The 26,382-nt window shown below is 68.0% G+C and carries 21 protein-coding genes; 14 read left to right on the top strand and 7 right to left on the bottom strand.

Features of this window, described 5'->3' with window-relative positions; translation table 11 throughout:
* Window positions 1-38 precede the first annotated feature (38 nt).
* From ABIE65_RS01225 to ABIE65_RS01210, 4 genes are all read right to left on the bottom strand, one after another.
* Complete coding sequence (locus ABIE65_RS01225; RefSeq protein ID WP_354074996.1) at window positions 39-1,034, bottom strand: class I SAM-dependent methyltransferase; 996 nt, start codon at window positions 1,032-1,034, stop codon at window positions 39-41.
* A gap of 9 nt (window positions 1,035-1,043) precedes the next feature.
* A complete protein-coding gene (gene pseC / locus ABIE65_RS01220) occupies window positions 1,044-2,249 on the bottom strand; it encodes a UDP-4-amino-4,6-dideoxy-N-acetyl-beta-L-altrosamine transaminase (RefSeq protein ID WP_354074995.1) in 1,206 nt (401 codons plus the stop codon).
* Window positions 2,246-3,307 carry a UDP-N-acetylglucosamine 4,6-dehydratase (inverting) gene (pseB, locus tag ABIE65_RS01215; RefSeq protein ID WP_354074994.1) on the bottom strand — a complete coding sequence of 354 codons (1,062 nt, stop codon included), beginning with the start codon at window positions 3,305-3,307 and terminating at the stop codon, window positions 2,246-2,248. Before pseB ends, pseC begins: the two co-directional genes overlap by 4 nt.
* A gap of 115 nt (window positions 3,308-3,422) precedes the next feature.
* Window positions 3,423-7,976, bottom strand: coding sequence for a response regulator (locus tag ABIE65_RS01210; protein ID WP_354074993.1), 4,554 nt, complete (start codon window positions 7,974-7,976; stop codon window positions 3,423-3,425).
* A 387-nt stretch (window positions 7,977-8,363) separates the two neighbouring features.
* Here ABIE65_RS01210 and ABIE65_RS01205 point away from each other — a divergent pair, with 387 nt between their 5' ends.
* Window positions 8,364-8,837 (top strand): YaiI/YqxD family protein, encoded by a 474-nt coding sequence (locus tag ABIE65_RS01205; protein ID WP_354074992.1) that lies wholly within the window; start codon window positions 8,364-8,366, stop codon window positions 8,835-8,837.
* On the opposite strand, the gene ABIE65_RS01200 is transcribed toward ABIE65_RS01205, so the two are convergent.
* Window positions 8,834-9,346 (bottom strand): CinA family protein, encoded by a 513-nt coding sequence (locus ABIE65_RS01200; protein ID WP_354074991.1) that lies wholly within the window; start codon window positions 9,344-9,346, stop codon window positions 8,834-8,836. The two genes, ABIE65_RS01205 and ABIE65_RS01200, sit on opposite strands and share 4 nt — an antisense overlap.
* Window positions 9,347-9,437: 91 nt before the next feature.
* A complete protein-coding gene (locus tag ABIE65_RS01195) occupies window positions 9,438-10,595 on the bottom strand; it encodes a bifunctional 2-C-methyl-D-erythritol 4-phosphate cytidylyltransferase/2-C-methyl-D-erythritol 2,4-cyclodiphosphate synthase (RefSeq protein ID WP_354074990.1) in 1,158 nt (385 codons plus the stop codon).
* Window positions 10,596-10,793: 198 nt separating this feature from the next.
* Between ABIE65_RS01195 and ABIE65_RS01190 the strand changes: the two genes are divergently transcribed.
* From ABIE65_RS01190 to ABIE65_RS01130, 13 genes are all read left to right on the top strand, one after another.
* On the top strand, window positions 10,794-11,918 hold the full coding sequence (locus ABIE65_RS01190; RefSeq protein ID WP_354074989.1) for a two-component system sensor histidine kinase NtrB: 1,125 nt from the start codon (window positions 10,794-10,796) through the stop codon (window positions 11,916-11,918).
* A complete protein-coding gene (gene ntrC / locus ABIE65_RS01185; RefSeq protein WP_354074988.1) occupies window positions 11,911-13,362 on the top strand; it encodes a nitrogen regulation protein NR(I) in 1,452 nt (483 codons plus the stop codon). The genes ABIE65_RS01190 and ntrC overlap by 8 nt, the downstream gene beginning before the upstream one ends.
* A 145-nt stretch (window positions 13,363-13,507) precedes the next feature.
* Window positions 13,508-15,727: a sensor histidine kinase NtrY-like gene (locus tag ABIE65_RS01180; protein WP_354074986.1), complete on the top strand. Its 2,220-nt coding sequence runs from the start codon at window positions 13,508-13,510 to the stop codon at window positions 15,725-15,727.
* Entirely contained in the window at window positions 15,717-17,111 is a 1,395-nt protein-coding gene (gene ntrX / locus ABIE65_RS01175; RefSeq protein WP_354074984.1) for a nitrogen assimilation response regulator NtrX, read from the top strand. The genes ABIE65_RS01180 and ntrX overlap by 11 nt, the downstream gene beginning before the upstream one ends.
* A 34-nt stretch (window positions 17,112-17,145) precedes the next feature.
* The gene (gene trkA / locus ABIE65_RS01170) at window positions 17,146-18,522 is read left to right on the top strand and encodes a Trk system potassium transporter TrkA (protein ID WP_354074983.1); all 1,377 of its coding nucleotides are present in this window, start codon (window positions 17,146-17,148) and stop codon (window positions 18,520-18,522) included.
* 25 nt (window positions 18,523-18,547) lie between these two features.
* Window positions 18,548-19,411: a D-amino-acid transaminase gene (locus ABIE65_RS01165; RefSeq protein ID WP_354074982.1), complete on the top strand. Its 864-nt coding sequence runs from the start codon at window positions 18,548-18,550 to the stop codon at window positions 19,409-19,411.
* Window positions 19,408-20,082, top strand: a complete 675-nt coding sequence (locus ABIE65_RS01160; protein ID WP_354074980.1) for an HAD family hydrolase — start codon at window positions 19,408-19,410, stop codon at window positions 20,080-20,082. Before ABIE65_RS01165 ends, ABIE65_RS01160 begins: the two co-directional genes overlap by 4 nt.
* Window positions 20,083-20,180: 98 nt before the next feature.
* Complete coding sequence (gene hfq, locus ABIE65_RS01155; protein WP_354074979.1) at window positions 20,181-20,435, top strand: RNA chaperone Hfq; 255 nt, start codon at window positions 20,181-20,183, stop codon at window positions 20,433-20,435.
* Window positions 20,432-21,742: a GTPase HflX gene (hflX, locus tag ABIE65_RS01150; protein ID WP_502918488.1), complete on the top strand. Its 1,311-nt coding sequence runs from the start codon at window positions 20,432-20,434 to the stop codon at window positions 21,740-21,742. Before hfq ends, hflX begins: the two co-directional genes overlap by 4 nt.
* Window positions 21,743-21,759: 17 nt before the next feature.
* Window positions 21,760-22,593 carry an inositol monophosphatase family protein gene (locus tag ABIE65_RS01145; RefSeq protein ID WP_354074978.1) on the top strand — a complete coding sequence of 278 codons (834 nt, stop codon included), beginning with the start codon at window positions 21,760-21,762 and terminating at the stop codon, window positions 22,591-22,593.
* A gap of 75 nt (window positions 22,594-22,668) precedes the next feature.
* A complete protein-coding gene (locus ABIE65_RS01140; RefSeq protein ID WP_354074977.1) occupies window positions 22,669-23,544 on the top strand; it encodes an NAD(P)-dependent oxidoreductase in 876 nt (291 codons plus the stop codon).
* A gap of 40 nt (window positions 23,545-23,584) precedes the next feature.
* Window positions 23,585-24,553 (top strand): ABC transporter permease, encoded by a 969-nt coding sequence (locus tag ABIE65_RS01135; RefSeq protein WP_354074976.1) that lies wholly within the window; start codon window positions 23,585-23,587, stop codon window positions 24,551-24,553.
* Window positions 24,550-25,485 carry an ABC transporter permease gene (locus ABIE65_RS01130; protein WP_354074975.1) on the top strand — a complete coding sequence of 312 codons (936 nt, stop codon included), beginning with the start codon at window positions 24,550-24,552 and terminating at the stop codon, window positions 25,483-25,485. Before ABIE65_RS01135 ends, ABIE65_RS01130 begins: the two co-directional genes overlap by 4 nt.
* 15 nt (window positions 25,486-25,500) lie before the next feature.
* On the opposite strand, the gene ubiG is transcribed toward ABIE65_RS01130, so the two are convergent.
* A complete protein-coding gene (gene ubiG, locus ABIE65_RS01125; RefSeq protein WP_354075686.1) occupies window positions 25,501-26,262 on the bottom strand; it encodes a bifunctional 2-polyprenyl-6-hydroxyphenol methylase/3-demethylubiquinol 3-O-methyltransferase UbiG in 762 nt (253 codons plus the stop codon).
* Window positions 26,263-26,382: the final 120 nt, after the last annotated feature.

Here is a 26,382-nt window from a genome sequence, read left to right as displayed (position 1 = left end):
GCCAGCGCGGTTCGTGCGGATGCCGCGCCGCGCTCATCTCAGGCGGGAAGCCGCGCGACGGCTTGCAGGTTCGAGGAGAGGCGCGCGCGGCGCAGGAAATCCTGGAGCAGGGTATCGGTCCCGGCGTCGTTCCGGTCCAGCAGGTGCGCCAGGAAGGGGCCAAGCTGAGCCGGCGCGACCGTTCCCTCGGCCAGCGCGCGACGCACAAGGTCGACGTCGAGCCGGCCGGGCGTCGTCACCTCGATGTCCTCGAAGCCGGCACGGCGCAGCAGCAGCGCCATCGAGTCCGGGTTGAAATAGTTCAGATGCTCGTGGTCGACGGCGCTGGAGGCGCTGCCGAGCAGGATGGTGTCGAAGCCCTGGATGTTCGGGCAGGTCAGCAGGATACGGCCGCCCGGCCGGACCAGCTGGCGGCAGGCGGTCAGGAAGGCGGCGGGGTCGAAAAGATGCTCGATCACCTCGAAGGCGGCGAGGATGTCGAACGGCTCGACCGCGTCGATCTCCTCGACGGCCGATTCGATCACCTCTATGCCTTTGTCGCGGCAGATGCCGGCGAGGTCGGGGGTCGGCTCGACGCCGACGATTCGGCCGAAGACGCCGGTCGCCCGCACCTCCTCGCAGAACAGGCCGTAGCCTGCACCCACCTCGACCAGCGCGGGGCGATCCATGCCGCTCGCGCGGGCGAGATCGGCCACCATGGCGGCGCGCGGCCGGAACAGGCGCTCGCGGCGCTGTTCGGCGCTCGCCGGGAAGATGTGCCGGGCGAAGTAGGCGTAGTTCTCGGAGCCGCGATAGAAGTCGCGCAGCACGGCGGGGCTGGGCCGGGGCGAGACATACTGGGTGGCACAGGCGGCGCAGCGCCGGTGCGTCATGCCGTACTTCTCGTAGAGCGGGGCGCCGGCGTCGTCGCCGCAGGCGGGGCAGGGGGTCTCGACGAACTCTGCCCTGCGGGCCTGGAGCATGGCGATGTCGCGCTGCATGGCGGCCTGCTGGCCTTCCATCAGCGCGTCCGGACGGATGTCGGCGACCTTCATGGGGCGAGACTATGCCTGCAGGCCGACGACGTCCGCCAGCGCCTCGACCACGCGGTCGACATCGCCGTCCGCCATGGTCGGGAACAGCGGCAGAGAGAGGCAGCGGGCGTAGTAGGCCTCGGCGCCCGGCAGGGCGAGCGAGCCGTAGCGGTCGGTATAGTAGGGCTGCAGATGGACTGGCGTGTAGTGAACTTGGCTGCCGATGCCGCGGTCGCGCAGGGTGCGCATCAGGGCGGCCCGGTCGAGCCCAACCGCGGCGAAGTCGATGAGGACAGCATAGAGATGCCGGGCGTGGCCTGACCAAGCAACGCGCGGCACCGGCTTCACGACGGGCATGAGTGCGGCCAACCTGTCGTCGTAGAGGGCGGCGAGCGCCTGCCGTCGGGAGATGAAACGGGGCAGCTTGCCCAATTGGCTGAGGCCGAGAGCGCAAAGCAGGTCGGGGGCGCGCAGGTTGAAGCCCGGCTCCGCCATCTCATAGTACCAGGGGTTCGGTGTGCCGTCCGCGGCGAAGCCAAGGTCCCGATTGCGGAAACCGGCAGGATCCCGGTCTATTCCGTGATTGCGCAGGCGCATTGCCCGTTCGGCAAGGGCGGGGTCGCGGGTGGTGACGACGCCACCTTCGCCCATGGCGACCGCCTTCACGGGATGGAGCGAGAAGCAGGTCATGGCTGCGTCGGCACAGTTGCCGATAGGGCGCATCAGCATGTCGCCGCCTCGCAGGCCGGCCCCGAGCGCGTGGCAGGCATCCTCGACCAGGGCGACCTCGGGGGATAGAGCGGCGGCGATGGCGCGGCTGTCGGCGGCCTGGCCGTTGAGGTGCACCGGGAAGACCGCCTTCACCGGACCAGTCGCCCGGGCGGCTGCGTCGAGCACCTGCTCCGGTCCGGTGAGGCCGGTGTCCGGGTCGACATCGGCGAAGGCCACCTCGGCGCCCACATAACGAACGGCGTTAGCGGTGGCGAGGAAGGTAAGGCTCGGCACCACGACGGTATCGCCCCGCCCGAGCCCAATCGACATCGCGGCGAGGTGCAGCGCCGCGGTGCCGCTGTTGCACGCGATGGCATGCGGGGCTCCCACCGCCTCGGCGAAGGCCGCCTCGAACCGCGCGACACCGGGACCAGTGGTGAGGAAATCGTCTCGCAGGGCGGCGGCGACGGCAGCGATGTCGTCGTCCTCGATGGTCTGCCGGCCATAGGGGAGAAACGCCGTCATGCGGTGCTTCCGAGCAGCCGGCGCAGGGCATCGGCGTCGAGCCACTCGGCGTTCTCGTCGCTGGAATAGCGGAAGGCTTCGGGTACCGGTGTGGCCCCCAGTGCCCGGTAAGGGGCCACGTCGAAGCCCGGATGGCCGGGGATCACCACATAGCGGTCGGCCAGCTCGAGGGTCGAGCGCGCCTCGTCCTCGGGGATCATCGCCTCGTGCAGCTTCTCGCCGGGGCGGATGCCGACGATCCGCTGCGGCAGCCCCGGTGCGAGCGCGCGCGCCAGCTCGCCGACCTTCATGCTCGGGATCTTCGGCACGAAGACCTCGCCGCCCTGCATCATCGCCAGCGACGAGATCACGAAGGCAACGCCCTGGCCGATGGTGATCCAAAAGCGCGTCATGCGCGGGTCGGTGATCGGCAGATCGGCGGCACCCTCGGCGATTAGGCGCTGGAAGTAGGGGACGACGCTCCCGCGTGAGCCGAGCACGTTGCCGTAGCGCACGACCGAGAATGTGGCACCGTCGGTGCCGCGGAGGTTGTTGGCGGCGATGAAGATCTTGTCCGCTGCGAGCTTGCTGGCGCCGTAGAGGCTGACTGGGTTGGCAGCCTTGTCGGTGGAGAGGGCGATGACGCGCTGGACCCGCGTGCGCAGCGCTGCCGTGACCACGTTCTCGGCACCGTGGACATTGGTCTTCACGCACTCGAACGGATTGTACTCGGCGACGGAGACGTGCTTCAGCGCGGCGGCGTGGACGACGATGTCGACGTCGCGCATCGCCATCTCCAGACGGTCGACGTCGCGCACGTCGCCGATGAACCAGCGCAGGCAGGGATGCGCCGACTGGTCCCAGCGCTGCGCCATCTCGTACTGCTTCTGCTCGTCGCGCGAGAACACGATCAGCTTGCGCGGTGCGGGCCCGGCCAGCACCGCTTTGACGAAGGCGCGGCCGAACGAGCCCGTCCCGCCGGTGACGAGGACGGAACGGCCAGCGAAGTCGAATGCCGGTTCCTCGAACCGCCGGATGAGGGGCGCCGCGGCTGCGTTCGTGTGTTCGTCGCGCTGCATGCGGAGGTTACGACTCACATACCGGTGCCGGTCGGGCGGTCCCGGCCTGGGAATGGCCCGATGTCGCCCATTTCGGCCAGCGTGTCCAGCACGGCTGCCGCGACGCCGCTCTTGCTCAGCCGCCGGCGAGCGGCTTCACGTCGAACTCGCCGAGAACTGCTGCGAGTTGGTGGGCCTCGTAGGGTTTGTCGAGGAAGGCGACCAGCGGGTCGGCGGCGAACCGGCCGCGCAGGGAATCGCCATCGTAGCCGCTGGCGATGACGATGGGCAGGGAGCCGTCCATCGCGCGGAGCTCCGCGGCGAGCGCGTCCCCTTTGCGGTCCGGGAGCCCGACGTCGACAACCGCCGCGTCGACCTTGCCTTGGAGCAGGCGCATCTTGTTGATCGCCTCGGTCGCGGATGCCGCCTCCTCGACCTTGAACCCGAGATCGTCGAGCGCTTCCGCGACGACCATGCGGACCAGCGGCTCGTCCTCGACCAGGAGCAGGCAGGGCGGACCGCTGCGCACGTCGAGGACGTCGCGCACCTTCGCGGCGAGGGCGGCATAGGTGAAGGGTTTGGTGATGAGGTGAACTCCGGGGTCGAGGCGACCGTCGTGGACGATGGCGTTCTTCGCATAGCCGGTGGTGAACAGGACGGCCAGCCGCGGACGGAGCTGACGGGCCGCGTCGGCGAGTTGGCGCCCGTTCATGCCGCCCGGCAGCCCGACGTCCGTGAAGAGGAGCCTCACGTCCGGGTGGGTGGCCAGCTGCTCGAGCCCCGCCGCACCGGTGGCCGACTCGATCACCCGGTAGCCGAGTTCGGACAGGATCTCCACCGAATGGTGGCGGACGTCGTCGTCGTCCTCCACCACCAGGATCGTCTCCGACCTGGAGCCCTTTGCTTCCTGCTGCGGGCGCTCGACCGGATGGGAATCGTCCACCGCAGCGAGCAGGCGCGGCAGGTAGATCTTCACGGTCGTGCCCTCGCCGGGCTCGCTGTAGATCTTCACATGCCCGCCGGATTGCTTGACGAATCCGTAGACCTGCGAGAGGCCGAGGCCGGTGCCGTGGCCGACATCCTTGGTCGTGAAGAAGGGCTCGAATGCCTGGGCCAGTACCTCGCGGCTCATCCCGGTGCCGGAGTCGCTGATGCAAAGCACGACATACTGGCCAGGCGCCACTTCGGCCTGCCGGGCCGCGTAGCCCTCGTCGAGGAAGGCGTTGGCTGTCTCGATGGTCAGCCTACCGCCGCTAGGCATTGCGTCGCGGGCATTGACCGCGAGGTTGAGGATGGCGCTCTCCAGCTGGTTCGGGTCGGCATGCGTCCACCACAGCCCGCCGGACAGGACCGTCTCGACCTCGATGGTCTCGCCCAGCGTGCGCCGCAGCAGGTCCGACATGCCCGCGACGAGGCGGTTCGGGTCGACCGGCCGCGGCTCCAGCGGCTGACGCCGTGAGAAGGCGAGAAGGCGCTGCGTCAGCGCGGCGGCCCGCTGTGCGCCGCGATGGGCATTGTCGATCCACCGCCGCATCCGCGTCGGCTCCATCTCGTCGCGGTCGATCTGGCGCTGCAGCGATTCGAGGTTGCCGATGATAATGGTCAGCAGGTTGTTGAAATCGTGCGCGACGCCACCTGTCAGCTGGCCGATGCCTTCCATCTTCTGTGCCTGGCGCAGCGCTTCCTCGATCCGCTCCCGCTCCTCGATCTGGGCGCGGAGGTTGGCGTTGGCCTCGGCCAGTTCCCCCGTGCGTTCTTCGACCCGCGTCTCCAGGGTAGCGGTGAGCTCGCGGTAGCGCATCTCGCTCTCGCGCAGCGCCGACTCGGTCTGCTTGCGCTCGGCGATCTCGTTTTGGGCCGCGCGATAGAGGGTGGCATTGTCGATGGCGACGGCGGCCTGTGCCGCGATGCCAGTGGCGAGGCGCTCGGAACGCTCGGTGAAGACCCCCGGCGCGGGATGCCCGAAGAACAGGCCGCCCAGCACCTCGCGCGAACGGGAGACGACAGGTACGGCCAAGTAGCTGCGCAGGGGAAGATGGCCTGCCGGCATGCCCCGGTGGGGGGAACTCAGTCCGTAGTTCGGGTCCGCCGTGATGTCGTCGGACCGGACCGGTCGCTCTCCGGCAAATGTCGGTCCGAAGATCGGCGTATTGCGCGGCATGGGGAAGCCCTCGAAGGACTCCCGTGGCGCGCCGGACAGGGCGTAGAGCGTGTAAGATTCGCCTCCGTCGTCGACCGCGTTATAGAAGAAGGCGCCGAACGCCGCGCCGGTCAGCTCGGTCGCCGCGTCGGTGACGGTCTGGACCAGCTGCTTCATGTCGAGTTCGGCCGAGACCGCAGCACCCACGCGGTTCAGCGTCTCCAGCATGCGGGCTTCTTCGCGCAGCGCATGCTCCGTTTGCCGTCGCATGCGCGCGTTCGCCAGTGAACTGGCGACCCGCGTCAAGAGTTCGCGCGCCGAGAACGGCTTGATCAGATAGTCATCCGCTCCGGCGGCGACGCCTTCGGACCTGGCTTCCTCGCCCGCCCGGGCGGAGACGAGGACGACCGGTATCTCCCGCAGCAGCACATCCTCGCGCAGCTTCTGCAGGAGACCGAAGCCGTCGAGCCGCGGCATCATGACGTCCGTCAGGACGAGATCCGGTGGTTGCTTTCGGACGGAATCCAACGCTGCCTGCCCGTCGTGGACGGCCTCGACGTCGTAGCCCTGAGCGATCAGCAGGCGGCCGATGTAGCCGCGCATGTCCGCATTGTCGTCCGCCAGGAGGATGCGTTCGCCGGCGCCGCGTTCGATGGTGGTATCTGTCTCGGCCGCCTCGTCGGTCTCGACGTCGCCGTCGGACAGCCAGTAGAGCGCCTGTTCGACGCGCGCATTGCGACGGCCGCTCGGTCCGACATCAGTCTCCACCCCGTCGCCGATGCGGTCCGCGGGCAGGTGGGCCCGACCGAAGGGGATCCGTACGCGGAACGTGCTGCCGCGGTCGGGCTCGCTCTCTACCGAGATGGTCCCGCCGTGCAACTGAACCAGTTCGAGCACAAGGGCGAGGCCGATGCCGCTGCCCTCGAAGCTGCGGCCGCGGGCGCCTTCGATGCGGTGGAACCGCTCAAAGAGGCGCGGCAGCTCGTCGGCGGCGATGCCGGCGCCAGTGTCGCGTACCCGAAGTTCCACCGACGCCTGATCTACTGACGGCCGGAGTTCGACCGCGATCTCGCCCGCCATCGTGAACTTGAATGCGTTCGACAGCAGGTTGATGACAACAGTCTCCCACATGCCGACGTCGACGTGGACCGGATGCGGCAGCCCCGGACAGTCGACGGTGAAGCGGAGCCCCGCCCGTTCCACGGCGGCACGGAAGTTCGCAGCGATGTCGGATGTGGCGGCGGCGAGGTCGACGGGCCGGTAGCGCGCATGGATGCGTCCGGCGGAGATCCGGGAATAATCCAGGAGGCTGTTGACCAGCTGCAGAAGTCTGATGCCGTTGCGGTGAGCCAACTCGACGTTGCGCCGGTCGTCCATCGGGACCGCCTCCGGCGCCTTCGACAAGATCTCCTCGATCGGTCCGAGCATCAGGGTCAGCGGCGTGCGGAATTCGTGGCTGATGTTGGAAAAGAACGATGTCTTGGCGCGATCCAGTTCAGCGAGCGCTTCGGTCCGGCGCCGCTCTTCGGCATAGGCATTGGCGTTGCCGAGGGCCGCTTCGATCTGTCCGGCGATCAGCTCCACGAAGCCCGCATAGTCGGCGTCGTAGGTACGGAGCGGACTCAGGCCGGCGACAATGAACCCGGCGGGCCGCTCCTGACCCTGACGCGCAATCGGCACCACCACCGCTTCGCGAGGCGGTTTCGCCCAATCGCCGGTCGGCAGGTCGGCGAAAACGCGGTCAATATCAGACATGCGCAAGGTGCTCGGGTTGCGCGCGGCGAATGTCGCCGCCGGCCAAGCATGTCGGTCCGCATCGACGGGGATGGTCTGGGGTGCCACCGGATGACCGGGGGCGATTCCGCACGCCGTGGCGAGGCGGGCTGCGGTGCCGTCTGCGTCGAACAGGTAGACAAGGGCGAAGATCAGATCGCGGCGATTTCCGGCGAGGGCGCCGCCGAATGCGTTCAGGACCTCGTCTTCGACGTTGGTTCCCGCCAAGCGTGCACCGAGGTCACGCAAGGTATGGAGGCGCCGCTCCCCGATTACCCGCTCGGTCTCCTCGGTGACGACGCAGAGCATACCTTCGATGCCGCCCGCGTCGCCGGGGAGCGGGCTGTAGGAGAAGGTGTGGTAGGTTTCCTCGGGGTAACCGCTCCGCTCGAGGAGCAGAAGAAGCCGCTCGTCCCACGTCGCGTCGCCGCTTGACAGCACCTTCGCGATCCGGGGGCCGATTTCCGGCCAGATCTCCGCCCAGACTTTCTGCGCGGGCATTCCGAGCGCATGCGGATGCTTCACGCCGAGGGTCGGACGGTACGCGTCATTATAGAAGAAAGTGAGCTCCCGGCCCCAGCCCATCCACATCGCGTAGCGCGACGTCTGCATGATGCGGACGACGGTCTTCAGGCTCTGCGGCCAGTCCTCGGGCGGGCCCAGCGGCGTCGCGGACCAGTCCTTTGCTCGCATCAGCAGGCCGACTTCGCCACCGCCCGTCAGAAACTCAGGCGTTTCTGTCGGCGCCGATCCGTCTCGGCGGTCGTCGTGGTTCACGGGATCGCCCTCGTCGCGAAGTTCCGGCACACGGGGGCGGCGCCGACAGACATTAAGCGCATATGATAGCGAACTGCCGTCATGCGGCAACGGCCGGTTTCACTGTTACCCTGGGCAATTTCAGAATGTGAAAGACTTGCCGACCGATGGAACCGCCTCCATAATTGCCACTAGGCGTCAACAACCGAAAGGAGGTGATCCAGTGTCTCATCGTTGTGTGTCGCGGCCGTCGGTCGCTCGGAGCTGGATCCTCGCCTCTGTCGCGGAGATCCGGGTCGCCTGAACGCGGCCCCCGCGGCCCTAGCGGACCGCTACACGACAATGGAAGGGCCGTCCCATGGGGCGGCCCTTCGTCTTTCCGGGGCTCATTACGCTGCGAATCCGCCCATGACCGAGATCTACGTCGACGCCGACGGCTGCCCCGTGAAGGAGGAGGTGCTAAAGGTCGCCGCCCGCCATGCGCTCGTCGCGCACTATGTCTCCGACCGCTGGCAGCGCGGGCTTGATCATCCGCTGGTGCGTAAGGTGGTGGTCGCCCAGGGCGCCGATGCCGCCGACGATTGGATCGCGGAGCGGATCGGCCCCGAGGATATCGCCGTGACGACGGACATTCCCTTGGCGAAACGCTGCCTCGACAGGGGCGCGCGCGTGCTCGGCCCGTCGGGCCGGCCGTTCACCGAGGCTTCGATCGGCATGGCGCTCGCCATGCGCAACCTGAAGGCCGATCTTCGCGACGCGGGCACGATGACCGGCGGCCCGCCTTCCTTCTCGAGGCAGGATCGATCGCGCTTCCTCTCCGCGCTCGAGGTCGCCGTCCAGGCGGCGAAGCGGGCGCGGCCGGTGCCGCCGCAGGCGACTTAAGCTGGTTTCGAGGACACGCGCTCGGCCATCATGCGGAGCGCGGCCTCGACGGTCCTGAGCCGGATCTCCGTGCGGTCGCCGGGGAACTGGTGCCGGTCGGCGCTCGTCATGCCGCCGCGGCTGGCGACCGCGATATAAACGGTCCCGACGGGCTTTTCCGGCGAGCCGCCGCCCGGCCCCGCGACCCCGCTGACGGCGACCGCGACGTCGGCGTCCCGTCCGCAGGCGCGTAGGGCGCCCTCGGCCATCGCAGTCACCGTCTCGGCACTGACGGCGCCCTTCGCCTCCAGCACCGACGCCGGCACGCCCAGCACCTGCTGCTTCGCCTCGTTCGAATAGGTGACGAAGGTACGGCCGACCACGTCCGACGATCCGGCGATCTCTGTGAGCAGGCCCGCGATCAGGCCCCCGGTGCAGGATTCGGCCGCTGTGGCACGCAGGCCTGCTCGCCGGAAGGACTCCAGCGTCTCGCGCGACAGCGCCGTCAGGTGATCGGGGAAGAGCGTCATAGGGGGGCTCCGTTGGGGGCGACTGGTCGAGACTATCGGCTTTTCGCCGGGCGGGTCGACAGGGACTGGCCAGAGGCCGGTCAGTGAGCCCTCAGTCCTCCGGCGGCAGCCGCAGTGTCGCCACCGCCTGGGCGGCGATCCCCTCGCCGCGCCCGGTGAAGCCCAGGCCCTCGGTGGTGGTCGCCTTCACGCCGACCCGCGACGGCGGGATCTGCAGCAGTTCGGCGATGCGCGCGGTCATCGCCGGCCGGTGCGGGCCGATCTTCGGACGCTCGCACAGTATGGTGAGGTCGACATGGTCGATGGCACCGCCGCGCCCGCGGACGAGCGCCGCGGCGTGGCGCAGAAAGATGGCCGAATCGGCGCCGCGCCAGCGCGGGTCGGATGGCGGGAAATGGCTGCCGATGTCGCCGTCGGCGAGCCCGCCCAGGATGGCGTCGGTCAGGGCGTGCAGCGCGACATCGGCATCGGAATGACCGACGAGGCCCGCGTCGTGCGGGATGCCGATCCCGCCGATCACGACGATGTCGCCTGGGCCGAAGCGATGGACGTCGAATCCCTGTCCGACCCGCACCGTGAGGGCGCGGCAATCGAGCAGGCGCCGCGCGCGGTCGAGGTCTTCGGGATTGGTGATCTTAAGATTGTCCTCCGCACCCTCGGCGAGGGCCACGGCGATTCCGGCCCGTTCCGCCACGGCGGCATCGTCGGACAGGTCGGCGCCGGCATGGGTGTGATGGGCGGCGAGGATCGGCCCGAACGCGAAGGCCTGCGGCGTCTGCGCCCGCCAAAGGCCGTTCCGGTCCACCGTCGCGGTGACGATCGCGTCGCCCCTCTTCAGCGTGTCGTTGACTCGCAGGGCGGCGACGGCGGCACCGTGCGCTTCGGCCGCTGCGACGGTCCGGTCGATCACGTTACTGTCGATCATCGGACGCGCACCGTCGTGGATCAGGACCATGTCCGGCGGTTCGGCGGCGAGTGCTTCCAAGCCGAGCCGCACGGACTCCTGGCGGGTCGGCCCTCCGTGAACGGCAGGGGGCAGGCCGAGGTCACCGACGGCCGCTTCATAGGCGCTGGCATCGTCCGGATGAATCACGCAGCGGACCCCGGCGACGCCCGGATGTCGAAGGAAGGCGAGGACTGCCCGCCGAATGACCGGCGCACCGGCGAGGTCGGCATATTGCTTGGGCAATGCGCGGCCGAAACGGGTGCCGCGTCCGGCGGCGACGACGAGAGCGATGCGGCGCTTCATGGGATTCTCGTAACGGAACGGCGCGAACCTACTCTGGCGAAGGCGGCGGCACCAGAGTTGCATGATGTTTGCTCAGCTTGACGGGCAGGCCCGACCGGCTAGAATGCCTATCGAATAGTCATTCAATGGTGGTGCCGACAAATTATGCACAAACATGCGGTGCCAGTACGCGTGATGGGCTCGCCGGAGGAGAAAGGTTTGCCGGACGGCACTTCGAACTCGGCGACCGTCGCCCGTGCGGATGTCGATGTCGGCGCGATCCTGAACGCACTTCCCGACGCCGTGCTACTGCTCGACGACGGCAGCCGGATCCGCTACGCCAATGCATCTGCCGAACAGCTCTTTCAGGCCAGTATCGAGAATCTCTGGGGGCAGGAACTCGGCCAGCTGCTCAGCCGCTCGCATCCGCTTGTCGGGCTCGTCCACCAGGTCCGGGAAGGCGGCTACAGTCTGACGGAGTACGGCGTCGCGCTGGAATCGCCGCGCTTCGCCGTCGCCGGGGCGACCGTTCACGCCGGTCCTTTGGCCGATGGCGGCGGCGGTGTGCTGCTGACCATCCACCAACCCTCCATTGCCCAGAAGATCGACCAGCAGCTGATCCACCGCAATGCCGCGCGATCGGTCGCCGGCATGGCCGCGGTCCTGGCGCACGAGGTGAAGAACCCGCTCGCCGGCATACGCGGCGCGGCGCAACTGGTCGAGGAGAATTGCGACGACAACGACCGGGAACTGACGCGCCTGATCTGCGACGAGGCCGACCGGATCTGTGCGCTGGTCGACCGGATGGACATCTTCGCCGAGCAGCGCCCAATTGTGCGCGGGCCGGTGAACATCCACGAGGTCCTCGATCATGTGCGCCGGCTGGCGAAGAGCGGCGTCGCGCGGCACGTCCGCTTCGCGGAGCACTACGACCCCTCGTTGCCGCCGGTGCTCGGCGACCGCGACCAGCTGGTCCAGGTCTTCCTCAACCTCATCAAGAACGCCGCCGAGGCGGTGCCCGAAGAGAACGGCGAAATCGTCATTTCCACGGCATATAGGCACGGCGTACGGCTCGCGGTTCGCAGCACGGGCGAGAAGGTCGCCCTGCCGCTGATGGTGAGCATCCAGGACAACGGATCGGGCATCCCCGAGGATCTCGGCCAGCATCTGTTCGATCCGTTCGTCACGACCAAGGCTGGCGGTCACGGCCTCGGCTTGGCGCTCGTCGCGAAGATCGTCGACGAGCATGGAGGGGTCATCGAGTTCGAGAGCGAGCCCCGCCGCACCGTCTTCCGGGTGATGTTGCCCATGTGTGCCACTGAGGAGAACAGCAGCGATGTCTAACGCGACCATTCTGGTGGCGGACGACGACCGGGGCATCCGGACGGTCCTGAGCCAGGCGCTGGGGCGCCTCGGCCACGACGTCCGCGCGACCGGGAATGCGAGTACTCTCTGGCGCTGGGTCTCCGACGGGCAGGGCGACCTGGTCATCACCGACGTGGTGATGCCTGACGAGAACGGCCTGGACCTCGTGCCGCGCATCCGCAAGCTGCGGCCGGAGCTGCGCGTCATCGTGATGAGCGCGCACAGCACGCTGATGACGGCGGTAAAGGCGACCGAGCGTGGTGCCTTCGAGTATCTGCCGAAGCCCTTCGACCTGAAGGAACTCTCCAGCATCGTCACGCGGGCGCTGACCGAGCCGCGGTCCAGCCCGGTTCAGGAAGCGGCGAGCGAGATCGACGAGCAGCTGCCGCTCATCGGCCGGTCGCCGGCGATGCAGGAGATCTACCGGGTTCTCGCGCGGCTGATGAACACCGACCTCACCGTCATGATCGTCGGCGAATCGGGCACCGGCAAGGAACTGGTGGCACGCGCGCTGCACCAGTACGGCCGCCGCCGTAACGGTCCGTTCGTCGCCGTCAACATGGCGGCGATCCCGCGCGATCTGATCGAGAGCGACCTGTTCGGGCACGAGAAGGGCGCCTTCACAGGCGCTTCGGCGCGGGCGCCAGGCCGGTTTGAGCAGGCGGAGGGCGGCACGCTGTTCCTCGACGAGATCGGCGACATGCCGCTCGAGGCGCAGACGCGCCTCCTCCGCGTGCTCCAGCAGGGCGAATATACGACTGTCGGTGGCCGCACCGCGATCAAAGCGAACGTGCGCATCATCGCGGCCACCCATCGCGACCTGCGCCAGCTCATCCGCCAGGGCACCTTCCGCGAGGATCTGTTCTACCGACTGAATGTCGTGCCGATTCGCCTGCCGCCGTTGCGCGAGCGCACCGACGACATCCCGGATCTGGCGCGGCACTTCTTCGCGCAGACGTCGCTTGCCGGCCTGCCGGCGAAGAGCCTGGATGCCGCGGCCATGGAGCGGGTGCGGTCCCATCGCTGGTCTGGCAACGTGCGGGAACTGGAGAATCTGGTCCGGCGTCTGGCCGCCCTCTATTCGGAGGAGGTGATCGGCGTCGACATCATCGAGAAGGAACTCGCCGACACCGTTCCGGCCGAATCCACGCCGATGGAGTCGGCGCCGCGCTCGGGCGAATCCCTGTCCGAGGCGATCGAGAGGCACCTGCGGGACTATTTCCACGCGCACGACGGAGCACTCCCCCCGGCCGGCCTCTACGACCGCATTCTTCAAGAGCTGGAGCGTCCGCTGATTACGCTGACCCTGGGCGCGACCCGCGGAAATCAGATCCGGGCGGCGCAGCTGCTCGGGCTGAACCGCAACACCCTGCGCAAGAAGATACGCGAACTGGATATCCCGGTGATTCGCGGTCTAAAATAGCCCGCGGCGCACTCAGGGCGCGTCGCAGGAACGCCGTGCGGGCAGCCTGCGGCGCACGCCGATCGGCTGGTTGATGGATTCGGCTCGGGTGGACTGGCTCCGCCGTCATGCTACCCGGCTCGTCCGCGTCATGCGGCGGCCTGCGGTGGGACGAACGCTCGCGGTGGGTCTGGCGATCCTCGCCATTCTCAGCGGCTTCCTGACCTATGCGGTGATGACCGGGCGTGTCCCGGTGATGCGGCCGACCACGCCGAACGTGCTCGGCCTGCTGCTATTCGACCTGATCGTCCTGCTGCTCCTCGGCGCGGTGATCGCGTATCGGGTCGTGCTGCTGATCGCCAACCAGCGCCGTCAGCTCGCCGGCTCGAGGCTGCACGTTCGGCTTGTGATGCTGTTCAGCGTCGTGGCCATCGTGCCGACGATCGTGATCGCCAGCTTCTCTGTCCTCTTCTTCCATTTCGGGCTGCAGGGCTGGTTCAGCGACCGGGTACGCACCGCCCTGAGCGAGTCGATCGCGGTCGCCGAAGCCTATCTGTCCGAACATCGGCAGACGATCATCGGCGACGTCCTCGCGATGGCCAACGACTTCAACCGCGAGGGCCCGCTGCTGCTCGCGAACCTGCCGCGCATGCAACGATTCCTGGAGGGGCAGGCGCGGGTGCGGGGCCTGACCGAGGCGGTGCTGTTCGACCGCGACGGCCGCGTCCTAGCGCGTGCCGGACTGACGTTCGGCCTGGAGTTCGAGCCCGTACCGGACTGGGCGCTCGACGAGGCGCGACGCGGCGGCGTGCCGATTCTTACCAGCGACGACGATGACCGCTTGCGCGCGCTGGTGAAGCTGGAGGTGTTCGACGACCTGTTCCTTTATGTCGGTCGGTTCGTCGAACGCCGCGTCCTGAACCACCTCGAACAGGTGCGCGCGGCGGTCTCGGCCTACGAGACGCTCGAGGGGCGGCGGTCGCAGATCGAGATCAATTTCGCGCTGCTCTATGCGATGGTGGCGCTGCTCTTCCTGCTCGCGGCGGTCTGGTTCGGCTTCAATTTCGCTTCCGGCCTGGCGAAGCCGATCGGACGGCTGGTGGGGGCGGCGGAGCGAATACGCGCAGGGGACGTCGGGGTCCGGGTGCCGACGCCCGGCACCGGAGACGAGCTCGACGTGCTCAGCCGTGCGTTCAATCGGATGACGGGCCAGCTGGAGGCGCAGCGCGACGAACTGATCGAGGCCAACCGGCAGCTCGACGAGCGCCGCCGCTTCACCGAGGCGGTGCTTGCGGGCGTAGCCTCAGGCGTCATCGGGCTCGATGCCGAGGGCTGCCTTAACCTGCCGAACCGGACCGGCTCGGAGCTGCTCGGGATCGACCTTGACGCCTTCGTCGGCCAGCCGCTGCGCGAGATTGTGCCGCAAATGGCCGATGCGCTAGACGAGTCGCGTCGCCGTCCGGCGCGGCTGGTCGAGTCGCAGGTGACGATTACGGTGCAGGGCCGGGCGCGCACCCTGCTGGTGCGGGTCACCGCGGAGGTCGCCGGCGGCGATCTCGGCGGCTTCGTGGTCACCTTCACGGACATCACCGCCCTGCTGGCGGCACAACGGAAGGCGGCGTGGGCGGACATCGCCCGGCGCATCGCGCACGAGATCAAGAACCCACTGACGCCGATCCAACTCGCCGCCGAACGCCTGCGCCGACGCTATCTCCCGCAGATCACCAACGACCCCGAGACATTTCAGCAGTGTACCGACACGATCGTGCGGCAGGTGGACGACCTGCGGCAGATGGTGGACGAATTCTCCTCCTTCGCCCGGCTGCCGACACCGGTCATGGCGCCCGAAGACCTGGCGGACATCTGCCGCAAGGCCGTGTTCCTGCAACGGCAAGCCCATTCGGACATCGACTTCGGCGTCGTGTTGCCCGAGCACGGCGTGTTGGCCAGCTGCGACCGCCGGCAGATCAATCAAGTGCTCACCAACCTGTTGCAGAACGCTGCCGATGCGATCGAGGCCGCCAGGGCGGCCGGCAGCATCGAGGGGCGCGGGTGGATCGGCCTCCGGATGCAGGAAGAGGACGGGCGTGCGATGATCCTCGTCGAGGACAACGGCGTCGGCCTGCCGACCGCGCTTAAGGACCGTCTGACGGAGCCCTACGTCACGACGCGCAGCAAGGGCACAGGACTGGGATTGGCCATCGCTAAGAAGATCATGGAGGAGCACGGCGGCGAGCTCGTACTCGAAGATCGCGAGGAACGTGGCGCGCGCGCAGTGATCGCCCTACCTCTTCTAGAGGAGATCGCGGTCGGTGCCCCGTCCGCTTCCGATGGCGAGCCTCCGACAGAAGGCAGGCAGAGCGGTAAGAAGGCCTATGGCGCGTGACATTCTGATCGTCGACGACGAAGCCGACATCCGGATGCTGATCGGCGGCATCCTGAGCGACGAGGGCTATCAGACGCGCGCAGCCGGAGACGCGGCGAGCGCCCTGGCGGCAATGCGCGCGCGCCAGCCCAACCTCGTAATTCTCGACGTCTGGCTGGAGGGCAGCGAGTATGACGGCATCGACCTGCTGAAGATCCTGCGCGAGGAGCACCCGCTGGTGCCCGTCGTCATGATCAGCGGCCATGGCAACATCGAGACCGCCGTGGCGGCGATCCAGGAAGGTGCCTACGACTTCATCGAGAAGCCGTTCAAGGCCGACCGGCTCATCCTCGTGGTGGAAAGGGCGATCGAGGCGGCGCAGCTGCGGCGCGAGAACGCCGAGCTGCGTCTGCGCGCCGGCGGGCAGGGCGAGCTGATCGGCATCTCTCCGGCCATCAACGCGGTGCGCCAGGCGATCGAGCGGGTCGCGCCGACCGGCAGCCGGGTGTTCATCGCCGGCCCTCCCGGCGCCGGCAAGGAAGTGGTGGCCCGGCTGCTGCACGCGCGGTCGCGCCGCGCTGAAGGACCGTTCGTGGTGCTGAACTGCGCCACGATGAGCCCGGATCGGATGGAGACCGAGCTGTTCGGCACCGAGCCGGGGTCGAACGGACCGGACACGCCGCGCCGGATTGGCGTGCTCGAGCAGGCGCACGGTGGCACAATGTTCCTGGACGAGGTGGCCGACATGCCGCTGCAGACCCAGGGCAAGATCGTCCGCGTGCTGCAGGAGCAGAGCTTCCTGCGCGTCGGCGGCACCCAGCGGGTCGAGGTCGACGTCCGCGTCATCGCCTCGTCGAACCGAGACTTGGTCCAGGCGATGGGGCAGGGGAATTTCCGCGAGGACCTCTATTACCGCCTGAACGTCGTGCCGATCACGGTGCCGCCGCTGCGCCAGCGGCGCGAGGACATCCCGCTGCTCTCTAAGCATTTCCTGAAGGTCGCCGCGGAGATGGCCGGCCTGCCGGCCAGGGAGATCGGCGAGGACGCGCTGGCGACCCTGCAGAGCTACGAGTGGCCGGGCAACGTGCGCCAGTTGCGCAATGTGATGGATTGGCTGCTGATCATGGCGCCGGGCGAGGTGCGGGATCCGATCCGATCGGACATGCTGCCGCCGGACATCAGCGCGATCGCCCCGACCGTGCTGCGCATGGACAAGGGCGAGCAGATGATGACCATGCCACTGCGCGACGCGCGCGAGGTCTTCGAGCGCGAATACCTGCTGGCGCAGGTCAACCGCTTCGGCGGCAACATCTCACGCACGGCGACCTTCATCGGCATGGAGCGGTCTGCGCTCCACCGAAAGCTGAAATCGCTGGGGGTCCAGGTCTCGGGGGAGCGCGGATGATGGATGACCGGACAGACGGCCGGACCGCCCGACGATGAAGGTCATCATCTGCGGGGCCGGCCAAGTGGGCAGCAACATCGCCCGCCACCTTGCCGCCGAGGCGAACGACGTCACGGTCATCGATTCTTCACCGGAGCTGATCCAGAAGATCAGCGACACCCTCGACGTGAAGGCGATGGTGGGTTTCGCCTCCTTTCCGAACGTACTGGAGCAGGCGGGCGCCAGCGACGCCGACATGATCATCGCGGCGACCTACTCCGACGAGGTGAACATGGTCGCCTGTCAGGTGGCCCACTCGCTGTTCAACGTGCCCACCAAGGTCGCGCGCGTGCGGCAGCAGATCTATCTGCGCGAGGACTACATGGCGCTGTTCAGCGCCGACCACATGCCCATCGACGTCATCATTTCGCCGGAGCTGGAGGTGGCGAAGGCGGTGGCGCGGCGCTTGCTGCTGCCGGGAGCATCGGAGATGATCCCGCTCGCCGGGGACAAGGTGCGGCTGATCGGGGTGCGGCTGGGCGAGGACTGTCCGATCATCAACACGCCGCTGCGCCAGCTGACGGCGCTGTTTCCGGACCTGAACATCAACGTCGTCGCGATCATGCGCGGCGACACGCAGTTCGTGCCGCACGGCGACGACCAGATGCTGGTCAAGGACGAGGTCTACTTCGTCGCCGACACCAAGCACATGATGCGCGCCATGGCGGCGTTCGGCCACGAGGAGCGCGAAGCCCAGCGCATCGTGATCGTCGGCGGCGGCAATATCGGCCTCTGCTTGGCGGGTCTCCTGGAGGCGCGCACGCCGTCGGTATCGACCAAGATCATCGAACGTGACCGCGAGCGCGCCGAACAGATCGCGCAGTCGCTCACCCGTACCATGGTGCTGCACGGCGACGCGCTCGACCCGGAGATCCTGGAAGAGGCGAACGTTCGCAAGACCGAGACGCTGATCGCGCTGACCGACGACGACGAGACCAACATTCTCGTGTCGCTGCTGGCAAAGCGCTACGGCTGTCAGCGGACGGTCGCCTTGATCAACAAGCAGACCTACAATTCGCTCTTCTCGGTGCTCGACATCGACGCGGTGGTGAATCCGCGGGCCATCACCGTCTCCACGATCCTGCAGCATGTCCGGCGCGGACGGGTACGCGCCGTGCATACCATCGGCGACGGCTTCGGCGAGGTGCTGGAGGTCGAGGCGATGGAGACCTCCGGGATCGTCGGCATGCCGATCCGTGACCTGAAGTTGCCCCAGGGCGCCATCGTCGGCGCCATCGTGCGCGACGGCGAGGTGGTGATCCCGCGCGGCAGCGGCGTGGTGCGCGCGAACGACCGCGTGATCGTCTTCTCGACCGAGGCCGTGGTGAAGAAGGTCGAGAAGATGTTCGCCGTCCGCCTGGAATATTTCTAACCGTTTTTGGAGGCCCGACCGACCCATGGGGCGCATTGCTTACGTCAACGGTCGCTACGTCCCGCACGACCGTGCCCAGGTCCATATCGAGGATCGCGGCTATCAATTCGCCGACGGCGTCTACGAGGTGATCGCCGTCCACAAGGGGATGCTGGTCGACGCCGACCCGCACCTCGACCGGCTCGACCGGTCTCTGCGCGAACTCCGCATCGACCAGCCGATGAGCCGGCGGGCGCTGATGGCGGTGATACGCGAACTGCTCCGCCGCAACGGCATCCGCCAGGGCATCGTCTACATGCAGGTGACGCGTGGCGTGGCGCGCCGTGATCATCCGTTCCCGAAGGTCTCCGTTCCGGCGCTGGTGATGACCGCGTCGCGCAAGCCGCCGCCAGACCTCTCCGTGCTGGAGACCGGCAAGAAGGCGGTGACGGTTCCCGACATCCGCTGGGGCCGCTGCGACATCAAGACGGTGGGACTGCTGCCGAACGTGCTGGCCAAGCAGCATGCGCGCACCTCCGGCGCCTACGAAGCCTGGATGGTCGACGCGCAGGGCAACGTCACCGAGGGCTCGTCGACCAACGCCTGGATCGTGACGCGCGAGGGGCAGCTCGTCACGCGCCCGACGGGCAACGAGATCCTGAGCGGCATCACCCGCGCCTCGGTCATGGACCTCGTGAAGCGCGAAGGCATCGACTTCGTCGAGCGGCCCTTCACCGCGGAGGAGGCGAAGCAGGCGCGAGAGGCGTTCATCACCAGCGCCACCTCCTACGTGCTGCCGATCGTGCAGATCGACGATGCGGTGATCGGCAACGGCAAGCCGGGCACCATCGCCCGGACGCTGCTGCAGGCCTATCTCGCCCACATGGAAGGTGCGGGAGCCAGCCGTTGAGCGATGCGATCGCGGCACCGCGCGCGATCCTTTTCGACTGGGACGGCACGCTGATCGACAACTGGCCGGTGATCCGACTGGCGCTCAACGACACCCTCGTCGCCTGGGGCCGCGAGCCCTGGTCGATGCAGGAGGTGATGGAGCGGGTCAGCAAATCACAGCGCGACAGCTTCCCCATCCTGTTCGGCGACGAATGGGAGGCGGCGCGCGACCATTTTTACGCGCAGTTCGAGAAGCACCATCTCGTTGGCCTCGAACTCCTGCCGGAGGTGGTCGAGACGCTGGATGCCCTGCGGGCCGCCGACATCTGGATGGGCGTGGTCAGCAACAAGCGCGGCGACTATCTGCGCAAGGAAGTGGCGCATCTGGGCTGGGGCGGCTATTTCGGCGGCGTGGTCGGCGCCAACGACGCCGCCCAGGACAAGCCCGCCGCCGACCCGGTGCACCTCGTCCTGAATGGCACGGGGCATGCAGCGGCGAGCTCGATATGGTTCGTCGGCGACTCCGCCACGGACATGCAGACGGCCCGCAACGCCGGCTGCACGGCGATCCTCATCCGGCATCGGGGTGCCAACCCGACGCCGCTTCCCGAGGGCCTCGCTGCGGACGTGACGGTGGAACGGCTGGGGCAGATTGCCGCCCTTGCCCGTCGCCGGCGGGCATCCATATAGCGTTCGATCCGGGGGCGCATTCCCGCAAGGGGTCTGGCCACTTATGTGCGTCGGTCGGACGCGGTCCTGGTAGACACAACAAAGAAAAGGACTGCGACATGAGTTCGCAAAAGTCACAGAATCTTCAGGATGTGTTCCTGAACCATGTCCGCAAGCAGAAGACGCCGGTCACTATCTTCCTGATCAATGGCGTCAAGCTGCAGGGCATGATCACCTGGTTCGATAATTTCTCTGTCCTCCTGCGGCGCGACGGGCATTCCCAACTGGTCTACAAGCACGCCATTTCCACGGTGATGCCGGGCGGACCGATCAGCCTGTTCGAGCCGGCGGACGACGAAGTGGCGGCCGATTGACCGAAAGCACACCGGGTTCTGCGGCCGGCGAGACCGGCCGCGCACTGATCGTTCACCCCGAGACGACGCTCAAGCGTGGTCGAGGACGCTCCGCGCAGGCCGGGCTTGAGGAGGCCATCGGCCTCGCTGGAGCGATCGACCTCGACATCGTGCACACCCGCATCGTGCGGGTGTCGCGTATCAATCCAGCCACCTTCCTCGGCGAGGGCATCGTCGCGGAGTTGAAGGCCGAGATCGAGGAGAGCGAGGCCGGGATCGCGATCGTCGACACGACCCTGTCGCCGGTCCAGCAGCGCAATCTCGAAAAGGCCTGGAACTGCAAGGTCATCGACCGGACAGGTCTTATCCTGGAGATCTTCGGCGCCCGCGCGCGAACGCGGGAGGGCCGCCTTCAGGTAGACCTCGCCGCGCTGAACTATCAGCGCACGCGGCTGGTGCGGTCCTGGACCCATCTGGAGCGCCAGCGCGGCGGTGCCGGCTTCCTTGGTGGCCCCGGCGAATCGCAGCTGGAACTCGATCGGCGGCGGATCGACGAGCGGATCGTCCGTCTTGAACGCGACCTGGAGGACGTGAAGCGCACCCGCAGCCTGCACCGGGAGGCCCGCAAGCGTGTGCCGTATCCGGTGGTGGCGCTGGTCGGCTACACCAATGCGGGCAAGTCGACGCTGTTCAACCGCCTCACCGCGGCGCACGTCGTGGCGCGTGACCAGTTGTTCGCGACCCTCGACCCCACGATGCGTGTGGTCAAGCTGCCGTCGCGCCGCCACGTCATCCTGTCGGATACGGTCGGTTTCATCTCGGAACTTCCGACCCAACTCGTCGCGGCCTTCCGCGCGACGCTCGAAGAGGTTCTCGAGGCGGACGTTATCCTTCACGTGCGCGATATCGCCGACCCCGAGAGCGACCTGCAGAATAGCGACGTGCGCAAGGTCCTGGCGGAGCTCGGCATCACCGCCGAGGATTCGCGGCTGATCGAGGTGCTGAACAAGGTCGATCTGCTCGATGTGGAGGAACGCGACCGCATCGCCCAGCAAGCGGTCCGCGCCGATGCGTCGGTCGTCGTTTCCGCGCTGACGGGCGAGGGCGAGGGCGACCTGCTCGCCGCCATCGACCGGCGCATTTCGCGCTCCGAGGAGGTCGTGCGCTTCGCCGTCGACGCCAGCAACGGCGCCGCCATCGCGTGGCTTTACGAGAACGGCAACGTGCTCGATCGCAGGGACGAGGGCGAAACCGCCAATATCGCCGTCGGCCTGGAGCCGGCCGACCGGGCGCGCTTTGAGCGTCGCTTCGCCGACGCGCTGCACTGACCCGAGGCCGACACCTGATGAATTTCGATGCCCATAAGGTCGAGGCGCTGGTCCGGGAGGTCGCCGCCGAGGAGATCGTGCCGCGCTTCGCGCGTCTCGGCACCGGCGACGTCGTCGAGAAGTCGCCCGGCGATCTCGTCACCGTGGCGGATCTGGCCTCGGAGAAGCGGTTCGGCGCAGCGCTGCCCGACCTGCTGCCCGGCTCGGTCGTCCTCGGCGAGGAGGCCGTCGCGAAGGATGCCGGCCTGCTGTCGATGCTCGAACGGGACGATCCCGTCTGGGTGGTCGATCCGCTCGACGGTACCGGCAACTTCTCCGCCGGGCTCCCCATCTTCGCCGTGATCGTGGCGCTGGTGGTCAAGGGACGCGTGAAGGCCGGCTGGATCCACGATCCGTTGAACGGGCGCATGGCGACGGCCTTGGAGGGCGAGGGGGCCTGGATCGACGGCCACCGCGTGCGCGTCGGCCGCCCCGACGATCTGCGCAAGCTCAACGGGGCCGTCTACGGTCGTCCCTTCCGCTTCAGCGAGGTCTATCGCGGCCTGTGGTCCGGCGGCCGCGGTCGGCTGGGGCAGGTGTTCAATCCGCGTTGCGTCGGCCAGGAGTATCTGGCGCGGCTGCAGGGCGGGATGCATTTCGGTGTCTATACCCGCCTCAATCCCTGGGACCACGCCGCCGGCTGCCTGCTGCACGCCGAGGCAGGCGGACACGTCATGCGTTTCGACGGCACCCCTTACCGGCCGGCCGCCCGCGATCCGGGCATCGTCGTCGCGACCGATCCCGCACTGTGGGACCTGTTGGACCGCGAGTTAGTCCAGCCGGCCCTCGGCGAGACGCGAAAGTCGGCTTGAGCCACCCCGCGGCGTTGAACCGCCGCATGGCCGCCGTCTATCATCCCGGCCGTTCCGAGGAAGAAGGACAGAGAAATGGCTACAAGCAGGGTTGCGTTCGTCGGCCTGGGCGTCATGGGCTTTCCCATGGCGGGGCACCTCGCCAAGGCGGGACATGAGGTCAGCGTCTACAACCGCACCTTCGCCAAAGCCGAGGAATGGGCCGGCAAGCACGGCGGCAAGGCGATGAAGACCCCGGCTGAAGCGGCGAAGGGCGCGGATATCGTCTTCTCCTGCGTCGGCAACGACGACGACGTGCGCAGCGTCGTCTATGGCGACGCTGGGATCTTCGCGGGCATCGCCAAGGATGCGGTCTTTGTAGACCACACGACCGCCTCGGCCGATCTCGCGCGCGAACTGCATGCCGCCGGCAAGGAAAAGGGCGTGCACTGCATCGATGCGCCGGTCTCCGGCGGACAGGCCGGTGCCGAGAACGGGGCGCTGACCGTGATGTGCGGCGGCGATCAGGCGGCATTCGACCGCGCGGAGGCGGCGATGCGCTGCTACGGCCGCGCGGTGACGCTGATGGGCGAGCCGGGCGCCGGGCAGCTGACCAAGATGGTCAACCAGATTTGCATCGCCGGATTGGTCCAGGCGCTGTCCGAGGGCATGAACTTTGGCATGAAGGCCGGCCTCGACTGCAACAAGGTGCTCGACGTCATCTCCAAGGGGGCGGCGCAGTCCTGGCAGATGGAGAACCGCGGCCGGACGATGATCGAGGGCAAGTTCGACTTCGGCTTCGCCGTGAACTGGATGCGCAAGGACCTGGGTATCTGCCTGGAGGAGGCGAAGAGCAACGGCGCACGTCTTCCGGTGACGGCACTGGTCGACCAGTTCTACGCCCATGTGCAGGAGCGTGGCGGCGGGCGCTGGGACACGTCGGCGCTCATCCACCTGCTGATGAACAAGTAGGCGGCGGCACGGTGCGGGGGCTCGCGGCGGCAGGCGGCGGATGATCCGCTTCCTCGCGAGCCGCCTCTTCCAGGTCGTGATCGTCCTGCTGCTCATGTCTGCGGCGATCTATCTGCTGCTCGGCTTGATGCCGGGCGACCCTGTCGACCTGATGATCAGCGGCGACCCGAACCTCACGGCGGAGGATGCGGCGCGCCTCAAGGCGCTCCACGGGCTCGACCGGCCGATCCACGAGCGCTACCTCGCCTGGCTCGTCAGCGCTGTGCAGGGCGACTTCGGTTACTCGCGCCTCTATGCACGGCCGGTGCTGGAGGTGATCGGTCAGCCGCTGGCCAACACGCTGCTGCTGATGGGGGCCAGCTTCGCGATCGCCGTCGCCATCGCGCTGCCCGTCGGCATCTGGGCGGCGCTGCGGCCATACTCGGCCGCCGACTATGCGGTGAACTTCCTCTGCTTCGCCGGGATCTCCGTGCCGCCCTTCTGGCTGGCGCTGCTGCTGATCATGCTGTTCGCGGTCAGCCTCGGCTGGCTGCCGGCCAGCGCGGTGCCGCTCGACGCGGACATCGGCATCCTCGACCGGATCCGGCACCTGGTGCTGCCGGTGGCCGCGCTGGCACTGCTGCGCGCCGGCGGCATCACGCGTTACGTCCGCGCGTCGATGCGCGAGACGCTGCGCCACGACTTCATCCGCACCGCCCGGGCCAAGGGCATGTCCGGCGGGCGGCTCGTGCTGCGGCACGCGCTGCGCAACGCGATGGTCCCGGTGGTGACGATCCTGGCGCTCGACGCGGGAGCGCTGTTCTCCGGTGCCCTGATCACCGAGATCATGTTCGGCTGGCCGGGAATGGGAAAGCTGCTCTACGACGCCGTCATGAGCAACGACTACAATCTGGCGCTGGTCGGGCTGCTGTTTGCGACGCTGGTGACGATGCTGGCCAATTTCGGCGCCGACGTCGCCTATGCCGCGCTCGATCCGCGCATCAGCTTCACCGGCGAGGCGGTCCGGTGAGCGTGCCGGCGGCCATGCCCGTCTCCGTCAGTCCGGGTGCCCTGGCATGGCGGCGCTTCCGAGCCCACCGGCTGGCGCTGGCGAGTGCCGCTCTGCTGATCCTATTGGCCTTACTGGCGCTGGGTGCGCCCTGGATCGCCGCGTGGCGTGGCGTCGACGGCGAGGCGGTCGACCTTCTGCTGCGGTTCGGCCAGCCGTCCGCGGCGCATCCGTTGGGCACCGACGATCTCGGCCGCGACGTGCTGGCGCGTCTGCTCCAGGGCGGGCGGGTCTCTCTGTTCGTCGGGCTGGCGGCGGCGCTGACCAGCGCGGTCTTCGGGACCGTCATCGGCTTGGCGGCCGGTTTCTACGGCGGCAGGCTGGACACGCTGCTGATGCGCTTCACCGACGGCGTCATCTCGCTGCCGCTGCTGCCGCTGCTGATCGTCCTCGCCGCTGTCGACCTCACCAAGCTCGGCATGTCGCCGGCGCTGGCCCAATCGCCCGAGATCAGCCTCTATCGGATCGTGGTGATCGTCTCGCTGTTCGGCTGGACGACCGTGGCGCGGCTGGTGCGCGGTTCCGCGCTCGCGGTGCGCGAGCAGGAATTCGTACGCGCGGCGCGGGCGCTGGGAGCGGGGCCGCTGCGGCTGATGGCGGTCCACATCCTGCCCGCGGTGGTGTCGCCGATCGTCGTGGCGACGACACTTTCGGTCGGCAACATCATCCTGTTCGAATCGGTCCTGAGCTTCCTCGGCCTCGGCATCCAGCCGCCGCTGCCGAGCTGGGGCAACATGCTGACCAATGCTCAGGAACTGGTCTGGGAGGCGCCGATGCTGGCGGTCTATCCGGGGCTGGCGATCTTCGCCACGGTCATCGCCTTTAATTTTCTGGGCGACGGCCTGCAGGACGCCCTCGACCCGCGCGCCACGCGGGAGACGCTGCGCGGCTGAGGCGGCGGCCGACCGTCAGACCGGCGGCTTGGCTGCGAACATCATGTAGTTGACGTCCAGGTCCTTCGACAGAAGCCACTCGTCGGTCAGCGGGCTGTAGACCACGCCGGTCGCGTCGCGGACCGTCAGCCCGCTGCGGCGCAGATGGACGGCGATTTCCGAAGGCTTGAGGAAGCGGCGCCAGTCGTGCGTGCCGGCAGGCAGCCAGCGCAGGATGTATTCGGCACCGATCTTCGCCAGCAGCAGCGACTTGACGGTCCGGTTCAGCGTCGCGATGGCGAAGGTGCCGCCCGGCCGCACGAGCGCCGCCGTCGCGCCCAGGAACAGGCCGACATCGGAAACGTGCTCGACGATCTCCATGGCGATGACCGCGTCGAACCGGGCGCCCGTCGCGGCGAGGGCCTCGGCCGTGGTGCACCGATAGTCGATGTCGAGCCCGGCCTCTGCCGCGTGCGCCGCCGCTACGGCGACGTTCTCCGCCGCGGCGTCGATGCCGACGACGGTCGCGCCGAGGCGTGCGAGCGGCTCGGTCAGGATTCCACCGCCGCAGCCGACGTCGACGACGCTGAGACCGTCGAGTGGCCGCGTCGCCGCCTTACCGTGGCCGAAATGTTCGGTCAGACGGTCGCGCAGAAATTGCAGGCGTGCGGGATTGAGCTGATGCAGCGGGCGGAACTTGCCGTGAGGGTCCCAGACCTCGGCCGCGATGGCGCCGAAGCGTGCCGTCTCGGCGGGGTCGACGGTGGTCGTGGTGGTCGGGGGGGCCGCTGCCGGCATCTGCATCCTTGGCTCCACGTCGGCGCAGGAACGCGCGGCCGTCGGGCCACGCGGACTTGCTGCCCATAGGTCGACCGAATATGTTACGGCCGCCTTCCGGCGACAACCGCAACACAGATG

Source organism: Constrictibacter sp. MBR-5 (genome assembly GCF_040549485.1).
Classification (GTDB): domain Bacteria; phylum Pseudomonadota; class Alphaproteobacteria; order JAJUGE01; family JAJUGE01; genus Constrictibacter.
This window is presented reverse-complemented; position numbering and strand designations above follow the sequence as displayed.

Bases quoted from the DNA above. Each gene is read 5' to 3' on its own strand.
- ntrX (WP_354074984.1), top strand. From the start codon at position 15,717: ATGGCGCGTGACATTCTGATCGTCGACGACGAAGCCGACATCCGGATG.
- pseB (WP_354074994.1), bottom strand. From the start codon at position 3,307: ATGCAGCGCGACGAACACACGAACGCAGCCGCGGCGCCCCTCATCCGG.
- ABIE65_RS01140 (WP_354074977.1), top strand. From the start codon at position 22,669: ATGGCTACAAGCAGGGTTGCGTTCGTCGGCCTGGGCGTCATGGGCTTT.
- ABIE65_RS01145 (WP_354074978.1), top strand. From the start codon at position 21,760: ATGAATTTCGATGCCCATAAGGTCGAGGCGCTGGTCCGGGAGGTCGCC.
- ABIE65_RS01225 (WP_354074996.1), bottom strand. From the start codon at position 1,034: ATGAAGGTCGCCGACATCCGTCCGGACGCGCTGATGGAAGGCCAGCAG.
- ubiG (WP_354075686.1), bottom strand. From the start codon at position 26,262: ATGCCGGCAGCGGCCCCCCCGACCACCACGACCACCGTCGACCCCGCC.
- pseC (WP_354074995.1), bottom strand. From the start codon at position 2,249: ATGACGGCGTTTCTCCCCTATGGCCGGCAGACCATCGAGGACGACGAC.
- trkA (WP_354074983.1), top strand. From the start codon at position 17,146: ATGAAGGTCATCATCTGCGGGGCCGGCCAAGTGGGCAGCAACATCGCC.
- ABIE65_RS01200 (WP_354074991.1), bottom strand. From the start codon at position 9,346: ATGACGCTCTTCCCCGATCACCTGACGGCGCTGTCGCGCGAGACGCTG.
- ntrC (WP_354074988.1), top strand. From the start codon at position 11,911: ATGTCTAACGCGACCATTCTGGTGGCGGACGACGACCGGGGCATCCGG.
- hfq (WP_354074979.1), top strand. From the start codon at position 20,181: ATGAGTTCGCAAAAGTCACAGAATCTTCAGGATGTGTTCCTGAACCAT.
- ABIE65_RS01195 (WP_354074990.1), bottom strand. From the start codon at position 10,595: ATGAAGCGCCGCATCGCTCTCGTCGTCGCCGCCGGACGCGGCACCCGT.
- ABIE65_RS01205 (WP_354074992.1), top strand. From the start codon at position 8,364: ATGACCGAGATCTACGTCGACGCCGACGGCTGCCCCGTGAAGGAGGAG.
- ABIE65_RS01165 (WP_354074982.1), top strand. From the start codon at position 18,548: ATGGGGCGCATTGCTTACGTCAACGGTCGCTACGTCCCGCACGACCGT.
- ABIE65_RS01135 (WP_354074976.1), top strand. From the start codon at position 23,585: ATGATCCGCTTCCTCGCGAGCCGCCTCTTCCAGGTCGTGATCGTCCTG.